The sequence below is a fragment of the Mycobacterium sp. 236(2023) genome (assembly GCF_029623955.1).
GTDB lineage: Bacteria > Actinomycetota > Actinomycetes > Mycobacteriales > Mycobacteriaceae > Mycobacterium.
Genome location: NZ_JARSBP010000002.1, coordinates 565,142 through 582,573, shown reverse-complemented (window position 1 = coordinate 582,573; position 17,432 = coordinate 565,142). Strand labels below are relative to the sequence as shown.

The 17,432-nt window shown below is 68.8% G+C and carries 16 protein-coding genes; 6 read left to right on the top strand and 10 right to left on the bottom strand.

The genetic code is table 11. From position 1 onward, the window contains the following. Positions 1-60: 60 nt before the first annotated feature. The 5 genes from P9A17_RS05350 to eccCa all read right to left on the bottom strand — a co-directional run bounded on the left by P9A17_RS05350 (position 61) and on the right by eccCa (position 6,802). A complete protein-coding gene (locus P9A17_RS05350) occupies positions 61-1,368 on the bottom strand; it encodes a helix-turn-helix domain-containing protein (protein WP_278037547.1) in 1,308 nt (435 codons plus the stop codon). Positions 1,369-1,525: 157 nt separating this feature from the next. Then, positions 1,526-1,822 carry a WXG100 family type VII secretion target gene (locus tag P9A17_RS05345; RefSeq protein WP_278037546.1) on the bottom strand — a complete coding sequence of 99 codons (297 nt, stop codon included), beginning with the start codon at positions 1,820-1,822 and terminating at the stop codon, positions 1,526-1,528. Positions 1,823-1,833: 11 nt separating this feature from the next. Beyond that, positions 1,834-2,157: a WXG100 family type VII secretion target gene (locus tag P9A17_RS05340; RefSeq protein WP_278037545.1), complete on the bottom strand. Its 324-nt coding sequence runs from the start codon at positions 2,155-2,157 to the stop codon at positions 1,834-1,836. Positions 2,158-2,243: 86 nt separating this feature from the next. Further along, positions 2,244-3,389 carry a type VII secretion-associated protein gene (locus P9A17_RS05335; protein ID WP_278037544.1) on the bottom strand — a complete coding sequence of 382 codons (1,146 nt, stop codon included), beginning with the start codon at positions 3,387-3,389 and terminating at the stop codon, positions 2,244-2,246. Continuing rightward, positions 3,368-6,802: a type VII secretion protein EccCa gene (gene eccCa, locus P9A17_RS05330; RefSeq protein ID WP_278037543.1), complete on the bottom strand. Its 3,435-nt coding sequence runs from the start codon at positions 6,800-6,802 to the stop codon at positions 3,368-3,370. The genes P9A17_RS05335 and eccCa overlap by 22 nt, the downstream gene beginning before the upstream one ends. Before the next feature lie 93 nt (positions 6,803-6,895). Between eccCa and eccD the strand changes: the two genes are divergently transcribed. Both eccD and mycP read left to right on the top strand, forming a co-directional pair. Beyond that, complete coding sequence (eccD, locus tag P9A17_RS05325; protein ID WP_278037542.1) at positions 6,896-8,173, top strand: type VII secretion integral membrane protein EccD; 1,278 nt, start codon at positions 6,896-6,898, stop codon at positions 8,171-8,173. Between the two features lie 23 nt (positions 8,174-8,196). Next, positions 8,197-9,501, top strand: a complete 1,305-nt coding sequence (gene mycP, locus P9A17_RS05320; RefSeq protein WP_278038611.1) for a type VII secretion-associated serine protease mycosin — start codon at positions 8,197-8,199, stop codon at positions 9,499-9,501. Here the strand turns inward: mycP and eccB are convergent. Together eccB and P9A17_RS05310 are read right to left on the bottom strand one after the other, a co-directional pair. After that, positions 9,466-10,836 (bottom strand): type VII secretion protein EccB, encoded by a 1,371-nt coding sequence (gene eccB, locus P9A17_RS05315; protein ID WP_278037541.1) that lies wholly within the window; start codon positions 10,834-10,836, stop codon positions 9,466-9,468. The genes mycP and eccB overlap by 36 nt on opposite strands. 44 nt (positions 10,837-10,880) lie before the next feature. Beyond that, a complete protein-coding gene (locus tag P9A17_RS05310; RefSeq protein ID WP_278037540.1) occupies positions 10,881-11,432 on the bottom strand; it encodes a CGNR zinc finger domain-containing protein in 552 nt (183 codons plus the stop codon). Between the two features lie 89 nt (positions 11,433-11,521). On the opposite strand from P9A17_RS05310, the gene P9A17_RS05305 reads away from it, so the two are divergent. From P9A17_RS05305 to P9A17_RS05290, 4 genes are all read left to right on the top strand, one after another. After that, positions 11,522-12,553: an EamA family transporter gene (locus tag P9A17_RS05305; protein ID WP_278037539.1), complete on the top strand. Its 1,032-nt coding sequence runs from the start codon at positions 11,522-11,524 to the stop codon at positions 12,551-12,553. 19 nt (positions 12,554-12,572) lie between these two features. Next, entirely contained in the window at positions 12,573-13,238 is a 666-nt protein-coding gene (locus tag P9A17_RS05300; RefSeq protein ID WP_278037538.1) for a cutinase family protein, read from the top strand. 75 nt (positions 13,239-13,313) lie between these two features. Then, positions 13,314-13,931, top strand: coding sequence for a cutinase family protein (locus P9A17_RS05295; protein ID WP_278037537.1), 618 nt, complete (start codon positions 13,314-13,316; stop codon positions 13,929-13,931). 28 nt (positions 13,932-13,959) lie between these two features. Then, positions 13,960-14,619, top strand: a complete 660-nt coding sequence (locus tag P9A17_RS05290) for a cutinase family protein (protein WP_278037536.1) — start codon at positions 13,960-13,962, stop codon at positions 14,617-14,619. Between the two features lie 184 nt (positions 14,620-14,803). On the opposite strand, the gene truA is transcribed toward P9A17_RS05290, so the two are convergent. The 3 genes from truA to P9A17_RS05275 form a co-directional block, all read right to left on the bottom strand. Next, complete coding sequence (gene truA / locus P9A17_RS05285; RefSeq protein ID WP_278037535.1) at positions 14,804-15,685, bottom strand: tRNA pseudouridine(38-40) synthase TruA; 882 nt, start codon at positions 15,683-15,685, stop codon at positions 14,804-14,806. Between the two features lie 7 nt (positions 15,686-15,692). Then, positions 15,693-16,295 (bottom strand): 50S ribosomal protein L17, encoded by a 603-nt coding sequence (gene rplQ, locus P9A17_RS05280; RefSeq protein ID WP_278037534.1) that lies wholly within the window; start codon positions 16,293-16,295, stop codon positions 15,693-15,695. Between the two features lie 61 nt (positions 16,296-16,356). Beyond that, on the bottom strand, positions 16,357-17,409 hold the full coding sequence (locus P9A17_RS05275) for a DNA-directed RNA polymerase subunit alpha (RefSeq protein WP_278037533.1): 1,053 nt from the start codon (positions 17,407-17,409) through the stop codon (positions 16,357-16,359). Positions 17,410-17,432 lie beyond the last annotated feature (23 nt).

Below are 17,432 nucleotides of genomic sequence, written 5' to 3'. Positions count from 1 at the left end.
TCTTGACAACTCGCATCTTTATACCGCCTGAGCTGGCGTTATGCCGGGTTGCTCAGGTTTTCAGCCGAGTTCGAAGTCGAGCCCCGCGAGGTGGCCGCGGGCCTGCGCCCGCGCTACGGCGGTGAGCCCGGCACTGTCGCGCAACGCCTGCCAGCCGTCGCGGTCGTCGCGTCCTTCGGGCAGGTCGAGCCAGCGGCGCAGCAGGTCGGTACGCCCCTGCGTGTTCTCGGCGAGCACGGCGTCGCGAAGGGTCGCCGAGAGTTGGGTGCGCAGCCGGGCGATCGCCGGGGACACCGACTGCGTCAGCAGCGGGCCGGCGTAGCGGTTCATGGCGGTCTCGACGTCGCCGGCGTCGAGGGCCTCGAACACCTCCGCGATGTCGCTGGTGATCGGCGTGAGCAGCCGGTACGGCCGCGAGCCGAGGCTGTCAGGCCCGATGACCTTGCGCAGCCGCGACATCTCGGCCCGCACGGTGACGACGTCGAGGTCCTTGTCGTCGAGCAGCACTGCGAGGTGGTCTGCCGAGAGACCTTCGGGGTGGCGGCTGAGCAGTACGAGGATGTCGGCGTGCCTGCCGGTGAGATGGGTGGCCTGCAGGTGGCCGTAACTGTCGGTGGTCACCCAGCGCGGGCGGTCTCCACCGAGGACGACGAGGTGCGGTTTGCGGGCGGCAGGTTCGGCACCGACGCCGGCCAGCCGCAGCAGCGCCAAATGGTTCTCGACGGCCACCGCTGTCGCGCGGACCAGCGCCAGCGTCTGCGACGTCGCGGTCTGCGTGCCGCCGGTCAGGTCGATCGCGCCGAGCAGCGCCCCGGTGGTGGGGTCGTGCACGGGTGCCGCGGTGCAGCTCCAGGGCTGGACGATGCGGGAGAAGTGTTCGGAGCCGTGGATCTGGAGCTCGCGGTCGAGCGTCAGCGCGGTGCCGGGGGCGTTGGTGCCCGCACCGTGTTCGCTCCAGTCGGCGCCGGGAACGAAGTTCATCGCCTCGGCTTTGCGGCAGGCCTTCGGGTCGCCTTCCACCCATAACAACGTGCCGTCGGCGGCGCTGACCGCGACGACGACGCCGGAGTCCAGGGCGTCGTCGACGAGGAGACGCCGGATCACCGGAAGCGCCGGCGCCAGCGGATGCGTGTCCCGCAGCCGTTCGACGGCGGCGACGGCGGACACGGCGCGTGCCCCGTCGAGGTCGGGGTCGACCCCACCTGCGAGGCTGCGTTCCCAGCTCTGCGCGACGACAGGACGGATGGAATTCGAGTTCAGATAGGTGGCGTCGACCTCGCCGGCGATGAACAGCTCATGGACCGCCTGCAGACGCGCCGGTGACGGGCGGGTCGTGCCCCGTCCGGTTGAGGTGTTTGAAGCTGCCACCCGGCTTTAGTCCTTTATCCAGCGGTGTGTGCGCCATCACACGTGGTGCCAGCCTAGCGCGATCGGCGGCGCGATTGGGTTGCGTGCAGAGAGTACTGTGCGGCTCCCCGTTCGGCTCCCCTCCTCCCGGGGAGCCGCACAGACTCGGGGCGGGGCGTCAGGCGCCCCAGGCGTTGGCGGCTCTACGGTCGGTGTCGGCGACGTCCTCGGAGCCGTCGCGGACCGCATTACCGAGGCTGACGAGGATCTCGTTGAGCGCTCCGGCGGACTGTTCCCAGCGCGCCTGCTCGATGCGGTAGGCCTCGGCGGCCTCGCGCGTCCATGTCGCCTGTAGCGGTGCGATCTGCGCGCGCAGGTCTTCCAGTGCGGCGTTGAACCGGGCCGACGTCGAATGGATCTCCTGACGGACCGTGTACTCGATCTCACCGAAGTCGTAGTTCAGCATGTTCGTCATCTCGCCGTCCCCTACATGCTTGCCGCGACGGAACCGATGCGCTGCGAATGGCCGTCGGCGACGTCCTGCAGGACGCGCTGGTTGTCGCGGATGGTCTCGGCGATGCGCTGCAGGGACGAATGCAGTTTCAGGGACTCGGCGTTCCAGCGCTCCACCACCTCCCGGAACCGCACGGCCGCGGCGCCGCCCCACACCGAGGGCGGCACATTGCTCATGGCCGTGATGAAGGACTGCAGCATCGCCCGGATCTCGTCGTTGCGGGTGTCGGTCTTGGCGGCGACCGACACCATGAGCTCCAGGTCGGTGGCCAGCGCGGCCCCTGATGACGTCGACATGTGAATCCTTTCCGTTCCTGTTGAGGTTCTCGGCATCTATTAGATTGGACGCGCCGGTGCCGAATTCGGTTCCATGGAATCGCTTTTCAGTCCGGTACGTGTACCGAGCGCACGGCCTCGTCGCAGATCGCCTCGATCGAGGCGCGGTGCGCGGAGGCGTGCTGGCAGCCGATCGCGATGCGCGTGACGCCGTCGACGACGACGGCCCAGCGGGTTTCCGTGCCTGCCCGGCGTTCGACGTAGGTCACCGCGGGCCGCCCTCCGCGATCTGCCGCCGCCTCGAAATCGACGAACACACCGGCCGGCTCGGAAGCGATTGCGTGGCGCAGTGTTTCGGCAACAACATCGAGCGTCGCCTTCTGCGCACCGGAGGATTGTGTGATGTGCAGAGCCGGAAGCCCGCCGGGTGCGGAGACCCTCACCCGGGCCGTTACGGCATCATCGGTGACGCGCTCGGCAGCCCAGGTGGCCGGGACGGAAAGCTCAACCCGGCCCTCGGTCAAAAGTCGGGTCGCGTCGCCGCCAGCCCGCTGCGGCGTGAACGTCTGTGCCGCCCAACCCCCGACGACAGCGGCCGTCGTCACCGCGACGCCCGTCATGACCGCGATCGTGCGGCGACCCGGGCGGGCGACGGTGCGCCGCCGCCGGCACGGCACCTCGGGGATCGCCCGGGCGGCGGCGTCGCGCATCCGGTGACGAGCGCTGTACGACACAGGGATTCCGCGCTGTCGAAGCCGCGCGAGCACGTCGGCGCACAGCGGTGCCACGCCTTCGGGAACATCGACGAGCACCGATGGGGCGGCGGTCAGGTGCGCCTCGACTTCGGCGTCATCACGGTCGAGGACGCGGCAGTCCGATGCCGGCGGCGTCACGACGGCGAAGTCGGCGGACAGTTCGACAACCGTGGCATCGCTGTCGCGCGCCAAGATCGAACGTTGCAGGACAACGGCTTCAGCGAAGATCTCCTCGGCGGCCGCGGCGACGATCCGGATACGGCCCGCCGGCCACCACGTCGGGGTGACGATCGCGATCGTCCCGTCGTGATCACCGGTTGCGTGACCGAGGACGTCGCACCACAGTTCGTCGACGTCGACCGCGCGGTCGTCGATCAGTGCGAGCCGATCGTCGATGCAGGCCAGCGCCGCCGTCATCGTGTCCTGCGGGACAGCTTCTGGGCCACACACTGTTTCGGGGCCGACTTCGACGACGATCACGGGGGTGGTTCCACCCACGCGACCTGGATCAGTTCCTCAGGCCTGCCACGAGCGACGAGAGTCCCGCGGCCCGGCGGAAGCGCCGACGGTCGGACGCTGCCCAGCAGCACCCCTTCGTCCGGGGCGGCGCTCATCATCAGCCCGGCGCAGCCCATATCCCTCATCCGCGCCAGCACCGGGTCGAACATCGCCCGCGCCGCACCACCGGACCGGCGGGCGATCACAAGGTGCAGGCCGAGATCCTTGGCGTGGGGCAGGAAGTCGGCCAATGGCGTCAGCGGGTTTCCGGTCGCTCCTGCGACGAGGTCGTAGTCGTCGACGACGATGTAGATCTCGGGCCCCTGCCACCACGAGCGGTCCCGCAGCTGGCGCTGGGTGACGTGCTCGTCGGGCATTCTGCCGGTCAGTGTCTGCGTCAGCGCGGCCATCCGCGATGTCACCGCCTTCGGCGACACCGAGTAACCGGTCTCGACGACGCCGAGCAGCGTGCGGCGATAGTCGACGATCTCGAGCGCGACCTCGTTCGACCCGGCCAGTTCGGTACACAACAGGCGCAGGAGATTCGTCTTGCCGCAAGAGCTTTCGCCGAGAACCAGCAGATGGGGGTGCTCGGCGAAAGCGAGTACGACAGGGGTGAGGTCACGCTCGCCGAGGCCGAGGACGACGTCACCGGCTCGACGTGCGACGGTTGCCATCGCACGGCGCTCGACCCGGTCCGGGAGCAGCTCGACAGGCGGAGCCGCGCGGCCATCGGCACGGCGACGCACGCGGTCCGCGCTGGGCAGTGCGATCGCCGTCTCGCGGCCCTCCCGGGTGAGGCCGCGGCCTGGGGGTCTTTCGGCGAGGTCACGGGCTCGCCTGCGATCCATCTCGGAATCGGCGGGGTCTCCCAGTCGAAGCTCGATCCGCGTGCCGATCTGGTCTTTGAGACCGGGCCGCAGATCCGCCCAGCGCGACGCGGCGATCATCACGTGGATCCCATAGGAAAGTCCCTGCGCCGCAATCGCGGTGATCGCCGGCTCGAGTCCGTCGAAGTCCTGCCGCAGGGCCGCCCAACCGTCGATGACGAGAAACACATCGCCGCGAGATGCCCTGTCGGCGCCGGATTCACGGGCCCGCAGCAGCGCTTCGACCACCGCCACCGTGCGCCGGGACAGGTCGCTGTCACGCCGGCCCGCCACCGAGCCAACATGAGGCAGATCCCGCAGCGCCGCCAGATCGCCGCCACCGAAATCCAGGCAGTAGAACTGCACCTCGGTCGCATCGTGCGTTGTGGCCAGCGCGCAGATGATCGTCTTCAGGGCAGTCGATTTTCCCGTCTTCGGTGCGCCCACCACGGCGACGTTGCCTGCCGACCCGGACACGTCGACGACGTACGGGTCTCGTCTCTGCTCGTAGGGACGGTCCACCACGCCGATGGGCACCCGCAGCCGGCGCGCGGGTTCGGAAGGCAGCAGATCCTGCAAGGCGGGCGGCGACCCGAGTGGCGCCAACCAGACCCGGTGCGCCTGCGCCCCGCGGCCGGCCAGCTGACGCAACACGGTGGGCAGCAGCGGTCGCTGCCGGGCGGGCGCCGCCTGTACCCGGCCGTCGTCACCGAGGGAGAAACGGTGCACCGCACGGGTCTGATGCGCCGGGAAAGGACGCCGCGGGGTGTAACCGCCGGACACGAAGGCCGTCTGAAACCGGGTCAGCCCGCCTGCGGCCGTCTTCAGGTAGGCCGCCCCCGGTTCCGACGGTAGATGATAGGCATCGGGAACACCCAGCACCGCGCGTGATTCGCTCGCCGAGAACGTTTTCAGGCAGATCCGGTAGGAAAGGTGCGTTTCGAGTCCCCGAAGGCGCCCTTCGTCGAGCCGCTGGCTCGCCAACAGCAGATGGATGCCCAGCGACCGGCCGAGCCGACCGATGGCGACGAACAGCTCGGCGAAATCGGGATGCTGGCTGAGCAACTCGGAGAATTCGTCGACGATGATGAACAGCGCGGGCAGCGGAGCCAACGCACCACCGTGTGCGCGGGCCCGCGCGTACTCGCCGATGTTCGTCAGATTCCCTGCCGCCCGCAACAGCTCCTGTCGCCGGTTGACCTCCCCCGACAGCGCCTCACGCATCCGCGACACCAGCGCGGCCTCGTCGGCCAGATTGGTGATCACCGCCGAGACATGATGGGCCGTCTCCAGGCCGAGGAATGTCGCACCGCCCTTGAAGTCGACCAGTACGAGGTTCAGGGTGTCCGGGGAATGCGCCGTGATCATTCCGAGCACGAGCGTGCGGAGAAACTCCGACTTGCCCGAACCCGTTGCCCCCACGCACAATCCGTGTGGGCCGAGCCCGCCCGCTGCAGCCTCCTTGATGTCCAGATCGACGATGGTCCCGTCGTCGGCCACACCGATTGGCACCCGCAACGCGGCAGCCCCGGCCGACCTCGACCAGAGCGCGTCGGGGTCGATCCGCTCGGGGTCGGCGATACCCATCAAGGCGGGCCAGTCCAACCGCCCCCGCGGCCCCGACGACCCCTGCGGTCTGTACCGCGCGATCTGCCGTGCGCATGCCACGGCGTCGGCCCGAGACATGTCGTCGCACACCACGTCGCGTGGCCCGCCATCCGGTTGGACATCGATGACCGTCGTCGCCGCTGCAGGAGCGGGCGCCGCACCGTCCTCACAGATCACAATCCTGTGCACCGACCGGTGAACACCCTGGTGTGGAAGCCATTTCACCCAGTCCCACTCCGGTGACGCAGGGACAGACACCGCGACCGTATCGGGGTGGTGAAACATCGCAGCCTGGCACACCAACGCCCGCGCCGCTGCCCGGGGCAGTTGAATCGACGCCGACGAGTGCAGCGGCACCGTCACCGGCACATCGGCGACCGTCGCTCGATGGTCCACCAACCGCCGGAGCGCGCCGACCGTCACCGGATCCGCTTCCGCATCGGGCCCGAGATTTGGGACAACCGCCAGCGTCGTCGCGGGCTGCGCGCCCACCCCGATGCGGACGACAAGGAAATCCGGGTGATCTTCGCCGCGCTCCCACATGCGATCTCGGCCTGCGAGCATCCACAACGACACCGGATGGGGATGGTCGCCGTGTTGCGAGCGGTACTGGTCCTCGGCGGCGGCCATCAGCACACCGTCGAGAGTGTCGAGATAGCGCAGATATTCGGTCCGCTGGGCGGTGACCTCACCCGTGCGGGCCGCGCCGCTCCTGCCGCCGTAGGCCAGTGTGCCGATCAGTGACACCAGCATCATGACGGGGAAGAACAGGAACATCGGATTGCGCGCAGCGCTGTCCGTCGACGTCAGATACAAGGCCGTCATCCCGCCCATCGCGACGATCATCGCGACGGGCATCAAGCGCGCCACCGGGTTCACCGGTGCGGGCACCGGCGGATCCGGTGGTGCCTCGATGACGATCCGACTCGACTCCATGTGTGAGTAGACGCACGGCACGCCGCGTGCGTTCCATCCACAGCCCACAAAGTCGTGCATCGGGCGGGGTGCACGGCGAGTTAGGTTGAAACGGTGCCGGATACGTTGTGCAGACTCGCCGTTGAGGTGACCGGCGCAGATCAGTCCGGGGTGGTCGATCTCGTTCTGCCTGCCGAGTGCCCGCTCGGTGAGTTGATGCCCTCGCTGGTCGACGCGGTCTTCGGCGACTCTGCGGAACCTCGACGCTGGCACCTGACGCGCATGGCAGGGTCCGCATTGGACACGTCGGTCTCGCTGCGGGACAACCAGATTCGGGACGGAGACCTGGTGACGCTCGCACCGTATCCACTGCCGCCACCGCGCCTCACACCCACCGAGTTCTCGGGCGTGGTGGCGCTGACATCGGATAGGACCGCGTTTTCCCGCGATGCCGTGCTCGCCGCGGGTATCGCGGGCGTGTTCGCGGCGGCCGTCGCTCTGGTCTGGTCAGGTGTCGTGGGTCCGTCGGTCTGGCACGTCTGGTCGGCGGCGGCGCTCGCCATCGCGGCGGCAGCGACGGCGGTCGCGGTCGACCGGAGCGACCGCGGGACTGCGCGGTTGGCGAGCTCGGGAGCGGTGCTCTTCGCCACGGCGACAGGAGCACTCGCGGTCCAGGGTGCCGGCTGGGCTGCATCGGCGCTGCTTGCGGCGGCGTCGGCGTTGGCGATGTCCACCCTGCTGATGCGCGTCACCACCGACGACGGGCTGCTGATCGCCTTCGCTGCCGCCGCGGGGGCGACGCTGGCCGCAGCGGCGTTATGTGTCACGGCGACAACCCATTTCGACGTGGCCGGCACCACCTTGGTGGTCATCGCACTGGCCGGGCTGGCGGCCGCCCCGAGAATCGCGGCCCTCACGGCGCGTCTCGACGCCGGCGCCGCGCACCGGGTGTTGACCGGACTTGTCGCCGGCTGGTCGGTGGCAGCGGCGCTGGGCGCCGCACTCATCGTCGTGGAAGCAGTGCGCCCCGGTTCGTCGGCGACGCTCGCCGCCGCGTTCTGCGCCGACCTCGGGCTGCTTCTGGTTCTCCGCCAGCGGTGCTACGCGGATATCCGACGTCGGCTCTGGCTGACGGTCGGCGGAGTCGTCGCCCTGGTCTCCTCGCTGTTCGTCTCAGTGGCAGCCTTTGCGGGACACGGGCATTGGTCGTGCATGGCCTTCGCCGTCGCCTGCGCGGTCTGCGTGTGGTGGTCGGGCCGCGCGACCGAGCCGAATCCGATCATTCGACAGAGCATCCAGGTGACCGAGTACCTGGCGTTGGCGGCCATCCTGCCGCTGGCGTTCTGGCTGACCGGACTTTACGGGTGGGTCCGCGAGTCGAGCCTGTCGTGACGGGGCGGGCATCGCGGGTGCTCATGGTGACGGCGTTGACGATCGCGCAGTCTTCCGCTGTGGCCGGCGCGGTCAGCCCACCCCCGATCGACGAGCACAGGCTTCCCGCCGCGGGCCCGGCCGCCCCGGCCAGCCCGACCGCGCAGTTCGCCACCTGTGTCGTCGCTCCGCCCGAGCCCACCGCCGCCGCGGGTCAGCTGACCGGACTGGACCTGCCCAGTGTCTGGGCGTTGACGCGGGGCGCCGGGCAGACGGTCGCCGTGATCGACACGGGGGTGGCCCGTCATCGCCGGCTGCCGCACCTGGTGGCCGGCGGAGACTATGTCTCCCACCACGATGGCACCGCCGACTGCGACGGTCATGGCACGATCGTCGCAGGAATCATCGGCGCCACGCCCGACTCCGCCGATCCCGGCGGCTTCTCCGGCGTCGCGCCGGACGTGTCGGTGTTGTCGATCCGCCAGTCCAGCAATAAGTTCCACGCGATCGACGATCCAGGCGCAACCGGCGTCGGCGACGTCGCGTCGCTGGCGGCGGCCGTCCGAACCGCAGCCGATCTCGGCGCGACGGTCATCAACATCTCGACCGTCGCGTGTGTACCCGTGGGAGCCGAACTCGACGACCAGGAACTGGGAGCGGCGCTGTCGTACGCGGTCGAGCTGAAGAACGTCGTCGTGGTGGCCGCGGCAGGAAACGTCGGCGGTCCGGGTCAGTGTCTGGAACACAATCCCCGAGAAACCCCGAGCGCAGACGAGGTCGCCGTGGTGGTGAGTCCGGCGTGGTACGACGGCCTGGTGCTGACGGTCGGATCCGTCGGCGCCGACGGCGCGCCGTCCGATTTCAGCCTGGCCGGGCCGTGGGTGGACGTCGCCGCCCCGGGCGAGAACGTCGTGTCGCTGGCGTCGGCGGGCGACGGATTGGCCGGTGTGTCCCCGGCTGGCGCGCCGCTCTCGGGCACCAGCTATGCGGCGCCCGTCGTGAGCGCGGTCGCCGCCATGGTTCGGGCCCGGTTCCCCGAATTGACCGCGCGACAGGTCATGCAGCGCATCGAGGACACTGCACACCATTCATCGTCGGCATGGAATCCCGTCGTCGGCCACGGTGTTGTCGATCCGCTGGCGGCGGTCAGCGGTCCCGGCGCGACATCGGCCGCACCGTCTGTGGCGGTGCCGATCAGAACCGCCACGGCGACGGCTGCCGAATCCGCACCTCTGCGCAAGGCGATCGACGGCGCGGCCATCTGTTTCGCACTGACGGTTACCGTCGCGGCACTGTCGGCCGCCGTTGCCCGGTTACGGCGCCGCGTCGAGGCCGTCTCTGACGACTGATGCGCCGCCGCGGCTGAGCTCGGGTCCGCGCGGCAGCACAGCGAGAACCGGCCATGGCGCAGGGGCCGGGACATCCGCCAGTCCGAGGGCCGCCGCGCTCTCGTCGTCGCGGATCCCGTACCGCACACCGGTGTCCGCGACCAGGAACAGCGATCCCGAGGTCCTGCCGTCGCCGGTGAGCGCGACGGACCGCACGAACACGCTACGTCCCGTCGGGACGGCGACGGAGTCCACAGCCGGCCCCTCGCCGTCGGCCTGCGCCAACACGACAGACGCCGCGACGCGCGGTATCTGCTCCCCCACGAGAACTCGGGTGTGCGAACGACCTTCGGTGACATCGTGGTCCCATTGCGCGCAGATGACGGGTTCCGTCGTGACCCCCGCGCTCTGCGGGTACGTCGTCACCGGCAGTGTCGTGACGACGGGCACGGCCCCGACGGCATCACCGGACAGGGTGGGGATCTCCGCGCCGGCACGCGCGTCCGTGTAGCGGATCAGATCCGCGGCCACCTGACCGATGCGCTGGAGACCGTCGACGAGGACGACGAAAAGGTCGTCGCCGGAGCGCAGGACCGTGCCCACGGGGTGGTCACCAACAATTCCCGCCGTGCCGAGTTCGGCGATGCGCGGAGGCTCGATTGCGGGCGCCTCGGGGATGGCCGCGAGCACCGACGGTGACACCGGTTGCGGGACAACGCCGTCGATGCGCAGAGCCCGCACCACGGCGGCGTGCCGCAGATCGACCCTGGCCCGCCAGCCGCCGTACAGGAGGTAGGTGATTGCCGCGCTCTCCCCGCGTGGCGTGACCAGCACGCTGCGCCCAGGACCCACCCCGTCCGGGGTGACCGGACCGGCGATCACCGACGTGGAACCGTCCTGATCGTCACACACCAACCAGTGGGCGTCCTCGGCAGCCAACGGTGTCGAGATCTGATCCGGCGCAACGGGAATGCCCATCATCGGCCCGCGCTCGACGCGATCCACCGCCCTCTGTGACACCACGCGGGGCTGCGCCGCCTGCCCGACGATGAGCCGCGCCGAGGCGAGATTGAACACCGGGTGCAGCATGTCCTCGACACTCACGAACATCGCCCCCGACTCACGCACGACGACGATGGGCGCGTCACCGACCTCTCCACCCGGACGAATGAACGCGAGCACCGCGCACACGGCGACGCCGATCACCGCCAGCACAGCCCCGGCCACCAACGAAAGCGATTGGGCGCGAAGCGGATCGTCGAGCATGCGGGTATCACCGCGCACCAGCGCGTGGTCCATCCTGCGCGCCATGAAGCGGTGTCCGCTGACCTCCAGCCGTGTCGTCGGTTGTGCCATCACTCCCCCTCGGCCAGCGTAACGGCGGCGCCTGAGGGGTCAGATCACTTGTTGGAGCGGCGTTCCCGGTAGGCGGCGACGTGCTGGCGGTTGCCGCAGTTTCCGGTGTCGCAGAACTTGCCCGACCGGTTGCGCGACAGGTCGACAAGGGTGGCGTGGCAGTCGGGCGCGGCGCAGACCTTGAGCCTCCGCAGTTCCCCGCCGCGGATCAGGTCGGCCAGCGCCATGGCCATCTCGGCGCCCATCCGCTGCCAGAGCGGGTCGTGGATCGACGCGAGGTGCAGATGCCACTCGGGCATCTCCGGATGCCGCGTCAGCCACGGCGAGGCCTTCGTGTCGGACAGCAGCGCATTGACCTGACCGACCGCACGAGGCTCGTCGTCGGCGGACTCCCAGATGCGGCCCAGCCGCTCGCGCAACTGGTGTACCGCCGTCAGCTCGGCAGCGTCATGGTCGCGACGGCCCGTCCACCCGAACCCGTGGAGATATTCGTCGAGCGCGGCGAGGTCGCCCATCTGCTCACCGTCGACCCGGTTGCTGTTGATCAGGACACTCGCGGCACGCAGTGTGAGCTCAGTGTCATGGGTAAAAAGCATTTGACTCCTGACTCCCCTCTCGGCTAACGTCATGACCAACGTTCACTTTACTCATGACATCCCTTATCAGACCACGGAGGTGTTCCCCCATGACCGCACTCGAGACCCCGCGCGCCCGGGCGGACCACTTTCGGTCAGGCCTACTCTTCGCGATCGGCTCCGCCTTTGCGTTCGGTTCGTCAGGTCCGTTCGCGAAAGCATTGATGGAAGCCGGCTGGACCCCGACCGCCGCGGTGACGGCACGACTGGCCGCCGGGGCGCTCGCCATGGCAGTGTTCGCCTTCGTCGTGCGCCCAGGCTGGCTGCGCGAGGCGCGCACGCACGCCAAGACCGTCGTCCTCTACGGCCTCGTGCCGATCGCCGGCGCCCAACTCTTCTACTACAACGCCGTCTCACATCTGTCGGTCGGCGTCGCACTCCTGCTCGAATACACCGCACCGATCCTCGTCGTGGGCTGGCTGTGGGCCACCACCCGTAGGCGGCCCACCAACCTGACACTCGCAGGCGTGGCGCTCGCCGTCGCCGGAATCATGTTGGTACTCGGCATCTTCGGGCCGGGCGGGCTTGCCGCCGCCCACATCAACCTCGTCGGTGTCGGGTGGGGGTTGGCCGCGGCCGTGTGCGCGGCCTGCTACTTCCTGATGTCGGACAAGGCCGGCACCGAAGGCCCCTATGGCGAGGCTCCGGTGCACCCGATCACGCTGGCCGCGGGCGGCCTCGTCGTCGGCGCCGTCACCGTCGCCGCACTCGGCGCCTCGGGGATCATGCCGCTGACCTTCACCGCCAACGACGCGGTGATCGCGGGCTGGACCACATCGTGGATCGTGCCCGTTGTCGCGCTCGCGCTGATCCCGACCGCCATCGCCTACACCCTCGGAATCGTCGGCATCGCCCGGCTGCGGCCCCGGTTCGCGTCACTGGTCGGGCTGTCCGAGGTGATGTTCGCCGTGCTCGCCGCGTGGGTGCTGCTGGGCGAGGCCATGAGCGTCACCCAAGCCGTCGGCGGTGCGATCGTGCTGGTCGGGTTGGCGCTGGCCCGCCAGGGTGACCGCAGCGAAGTCGACGAGACAGACCTGCTGACATGGCCGGATGCACCGATCCACCCTGAGGTCAGCCGCTAGTCCAGCTAACATCGGTCGGGTGAAGATCGATCTTGTTGCCGGCCCGCGCAGGGTCGCCGCGTTCGCTGCCGCTGCCGTCACCGCCGCCGCCCTGCTCATCGCCCCGACCGTGACGGCGCCGGCCGCGAACGCGCAGGGCTGCCCGGACATCGAGGTCGTCTTCGCCCGCGGCACCGACGAACCAGCGGGCCTCGGCCGCGTCGGATCAGCGTTCGTCAACTCGTTGCAGGGCCGCGTCGGCGGACGGTCCGTCGGTTCGTACGCGGTCGTCTACCCGGCGACGTTCGACTTCCTCGCGGCCGCAGGCGGAGCTAACGACGCCAGCGCGCACATCCAGTACATGATGGCCAACTGCCCGGCCACGCACCTGGTTCTCGGTGGATACTCGCAAGGCGCCGCCGTCATGGACGTCATCGCCGCGGTGCCGTTCCCGGCCGTCGGATTCACCAACCCGCTGCCGCCGAACGCCCCCGATTTCGTCAAGGCCATCGCACTGTTCGGCAACCCGACGACCAAGGTGGGCCTGCCGATCACCGCCAGCCCGGTGTGGGGTTCACGCTCGATCGATCTCTGCAACGCCGGCGACCCGGTCTGCTCACCCGGCGACAACATCGCCGCGCACAGCAACTACGGTCCGGCCGGCTTCACCGACCAGGCCGCCGCGTTCGTCGCCGGTCTCGTCTAGGTCAGCTAAGTGTTACGGTGTCTTGTGCATTCTGATCGACCGAGCCGCCGGATTCTCGCGGCCGCAGCAGCTGTGATGGCCCCGTTGGCCCTGATGGCCGTTGCGCCCGCTGTCACCGCTTCCGCCCAGCCCTGCCCCGATGTCGAGGTGGTGTTCGCCCGCGGAACCAGTGAGCCTGCCGGTGTCGGGCGCGTCGGCCAGGCGCTCGCAGACCAGCTCCGCAACCAGCTGGGTGGTCGCACCGTCGGCACGTACGGCGTGAACTACCCCGCGACGTACGACTTCTTCACCTCCGCCGACGGCGCCAATGACGCCGCCAACCGCATCGCGACCATGGCATCGCAGTGTCCCAGCACACGCATCGTGCTCGGCGGCTACTCGCAAGGTGCGGCCGTCGTCGATATGCTCGCCGGCGTCCCGCCGCTGGGCAACAGGGTCGGCAACATCGGCTCCGCGCCTCCCCTGGCGGGCGGCCTGAACGGCAACGTCGCCGCCGTCGCGGTGTTCGGCAACCCCTCGGCCAAGTTCAGCCTTCCGCTGTCGTCCAGTGGCTCGTTCGCCGGGAAGGCGCTCGACCTGTGTGCCGATGGCGACCCGATCTGCTCAGACGGCCGTAATCCATTCGCCCATACGAGTTACGAACGTTCCCCGTTCATCGGTCAGGCCGCCGGCTTCGCCGCAGGCCGGGTCTGAATGCTGACAGCCAACTAGGATCGGCCCAGTGATTGGTCAGTTGCGAAAATTCCGGGTTCTCCCGCTCGTCGCCGCGCTCGTGATGGGTGTCGCCGCACTGATCCTGCCTCCTGCGGCATCGGCGCAGTCGTGCCCCGACGCCGAGCTGATCTTCGCCCGCGGCCGTGTCGAACCCGCAGGCGTGGGGCAGATCGGCAACGCCTTGATCAGCGCGCTGCGCTCGAAGACCGGTAAGAACATCGGGCTCTACGCGGTGAAGTATCCCGCCGACACCGAGATCGACATCGGCGCCAACGACATGAGCAACCGCATCCAGTGGAACATGGCCAACTGCCCCAACACCCGGCTGGTGCTGGGCGGCTACTCCCTCGGTGCCGCCGTGACGGACGTGGTGCTCGCCGTTCCGTTCGCGGCGTTCGGGTTCAAGAGACCGCTGCCGCCCGGAGCCGATCAGCACATCGCTGCGATCTCACTCTTCGGCAACGGCATCGCGTGGGTCGCCCCGATCGCGAACTTCAATCCGCTGTACCGGGAACGCACCATCGAGCTGTGCCATGGGGACGACCCGATCTGCAGCCCGACCGATCCGGAGAACTGGCAGGACTACTGGCCCGACCACCTCGCCCCCGCCTACATCAGCGCGGGCATGGTCAACCAGGCCGCCGACTTCATCGCTCCGCGTATCTGACAGCTGTCTGCTGCACAGCCCTCTCCGCGATGCTCAACGCCACATCATCCGTGCGGCTGCGATATTTGCGAAGATCCCGCGGCGCGCAGCCGCAAAGTCCATCTCGACGAGTTGGACACGAAGGCTGGCGTCTCCGGCTCCGCAGGGGTAATCGACGACCGCGACGACACATTGGGCTCGAGCATTAGCGGTCGATCTCGTCGGCGGTCCGAAGGTCCCGCGTGATGACGTTGCGCGCGACGAGCGCGTCATCGGCCGGATAGTCCACGCCGACCAGCGTCAGCCCCCGGGCCGGAGCCGCCGCGAAGTCACTGGACCGGTGTGTTTCGCCCAGCAGCGCCGCCAGCCATTCGGCGTCGCGGCGGTGCTCGCCGACAGCCAGCAGCGCACCCACCAGAGACCGCACCATGTTCCAGCAGAACGCGTCGGCGCTGACGTGCACCTCGACGCGGTCGCCCACGCGCACACAATCCAGCCGCTGCAACTCCCGGATCGTCGTCGCGCCCTCGCGGTGCCGACAGAAGGCGGCGAAGTTCCGCAGCCCCAACAGGTTCCGCGCGGCTTCGGCCATGGCGTCGACATCGAGCGCACGGGGCCATGCCGTGACATACCGCGCCTCGGCGGGCTCGGCGCCGAACGCGGCCGTCGTCAGACGGTAGACGTAGTGGCGGCGCAGCGCCGAGAACCGGGCGTCGAAACCTGGTGCGGCGCGGGTGATGTCGCGGATCCGGACGTCCTCGGTCAGCATCCGTGCCAGCCGACGGACGAGCGGTCCGAACTCTGACTCCCCGGGGCGCACGGTCCGGGGATAGGCATGCGCGACGGCATCGACGGGGATGTCGACATGCGCGACCTGCCCAGTGGCGTGCACCCCCGAGTCGGTACGGCCGGCGGCCCCCGTCAGCACCGGCGTGCGGAAAATAGTCGACAACGCGTCGTCGATGACACCCGCGACCGTGCGGTGCCCGGCCTGCGCCGCCCATCCCGCGAAATCGGTTCCGTCGTAAGCGATATCGAGCCGCAAACGAACAAACCCGCCACCGGAATCGGTGGCGGGTTCGTTCATGCGATGACTACTTGTCGTCAGACTTCTCGTCCTCAGCTGACTCGGCGGCCTCTTCGGCGGCTTCCTCGGACACGGTGCCGGGGGTCTCGACCTCGGCCTCATCGGCGATCGGGGTCTCCTCCACAGCCTCGGCCTCTTCAGCAGTCGGGCCTTCGGTGACCTCGGGCTCGACAGCGGCCTGCGGCGCGGCTGCGGCCGCGACCTTCTGAGCACCGGCCGCGCGACGTGCGCGGTTGGCCTCCGAGGTCACGGTCTTCTCCCGCACCAGCTCGATGACCGCCATCGGGGCGTTGTCGCCCTTGCGGTTCTCGACCTTGATGATGCGGGTGTAGCCACCCTCACGATCGGCGAAAAACGGGCCGATCTCGGCGAACAGGACGTGGACGATGTCCTTGTCGCGGATCTTCTTCATCACCTCACGCCGGTTGTGCAGCGTGCCCTTCTTGGCGTGGGTGATGAGCTTCTCCGCGTACGGACGCAGCGCCCGTGCCTTCGGCTCGGTCGTCTTGATGCGGCCGTGCTCGAACAGCGACGTGGCCAGGTTGGCCAGCAGCGCCTTCTGGTGCGAGGACGATCCGCCGAGACGGGGACCCTTGGTGGGCTTGGGCATTGCGACTATCTCCTTGTGGGGCCGGCCCCCGTATCAGGTAGGGCCGGGACGGTGAATCTCGTTAGAGCTGTTCGGTTTCGGCGTAGTCCTGGTTGTCGTCCAGGTCGTAGCCGGCATCGCTGTTCCAGGTGCCGGTGGCGACGTCGTAGCCGGCGACCTCGGACGGGTCGAAGCTGGCCGGGCTGTCCTTCAGCGAGAGACCGAGCTGATGCAGCTTGATCTTCACCTCGTCGATGGACTTCTGGCCGAAGTTGCGGATGTCCAGCAGATCGGACTCCGTGCGGGCCACGAGCTCACCCACCGTGTGCACACCCTCGCGCTTGAGGCAGTTGTACGACCGCACCGTCAGGTCCAGGTCGTCGATCGGCAGCGCGAAGTGCGCGGCCTGATCGGCCTCGGCAGGCGAGGGACCGATCTCGATGTGCTCGGAATCTGCATTGAGTTCCCGTGCCAGACCGAACAATTCGACCAGCGTGCCGCCCGCCGAAGCGAGAGCGTCACGCGGGCTGATCGAATTCTTGGTCTCGACGTCGAGGATCAACTTGTCGAAGTCGGTGCGCTGCTCGACACGGGTGGCCTCCACCTTGTAGGTGACCTTGAGGACCGGGCTGTAGATGGAATCGACCGGGATACGGCCGATCTCGGCGCCGGAGGCCTTGTTCTGCACGGCCGGCACGTAGCCGCGGCCGCGCTCGACGACCAGCTCGACCTCGAGCTTGCCCTTGTCGTTCAGGGTGGCGATGTGCATGTCCGGGTTGTGCACCGTGACGTTGGCGGGCGGGACGATGTCGCCCGCGGTGACCGCACCCGGTCCCTGCTTGCGCAGGTACATGGTGACCGGCTCGTCTTCCTCGGACGACACGACCAGACCCTTGAGGTTCAGGATGATGTCGGTGACGTCTTCCTTCACCCCGGGAACGGTGGTGAACTCGTGCAGCACACCGTCGATGCGGATGCTGGTGACCGCCGCGCCCGGGATGGACGACAGCAGCGTGCGACGCAGCGAATTGCCGAGGGTGTAACCGAATCCGGGCTCCAGCGGTTCGATGACGAACTGGGACCGGTTCTCGGCGAGGACCTCTTCGCTGAGTGCTGGGCGCTGAGAAATCAGCATTCTTGTTTCTCCTTCTCGGCAAC

Excerpts from the sequence above, each read along its gene's own strand:
- P9A17_RS05295 (WP_278037537.1), top strand. The coding sequence starts at position 13,314 with ATGGCCCCGTTGGCCCTGATGGCCGTTGCGCCCGCTGTCACCGCTTCC.
- truA (WP_278037535.1), bottom strand. The coding sequence starts at position 15,685 with ATGAACGAACCCGCCACCGATTCCGGTGGCGGGTTTGTTCGTTTGCGG.
- eccB (WP_278037541.1), bottom strand. The coding sequence starts at position 10,836 with ATGGCACAACCGACGACACGGCTGGAGGTCAGCGGACACCGCTTCATG.
- P9A17_RS05275 (WP_278037533.1), bottom strand. The coding sequence starts at position 17,409 with ATGCTGATTTCTCAGCGCCCAGCACTCAGCGAAGAGGTCCTCGCCGAG.
- eccCa (WP_278037543.1), bottom strand. The coding sequence starts at position 6,802 with ATGGAGTCGAGTCGGATCGTCATCGAGGCACCACCGGATCCGCCGGTG.
- P9A17_RS05305 (WP_278037539.1), top strand. The coding sequence starts at position 11,522 with ATGACCGCACTCGAGACCCCGCGCGCCCGGGCGGACCACTTTCGGTCA.
- P9A17_RS05340 (WP_278037545.1), bottom strand. The coding sequence starts at position 2,157 with ATGTCGACGTCATCAGGGGCCGCGCTGGCCACCGACCTGGAGCTCATG.
- mycP (WP_278038611.1), top strand. The coding sequence starts at position 8,197 with ATGGTGACGGCGTTGACGATCGCGCAGTCTTCCGCTGTGGCCGGCGCG.
- P9A17_RS05310 (WP_278037540.1), bottom strand. The coding sequence starts at position 11,432 with ATGCTTTTTACCCATGACACTGAGCTCACACTGCGTGCCGCGAGTGTC.
- P9A17_RS05345 (WP_278037546.1), bottom strand. The coding sequence starts at position 1,822 with ATGACGAACATGCTGAACTACGACTTCGGTGAGATCGAGTACACGGTC.
- rplQ (WP_278037534.1), bottom strand. The coding sequence starts at position 16,295 with ATGCCCAAGCCCACCAAGGGTCCCCGTCTCGGCGGATCGTCCTCGCAC.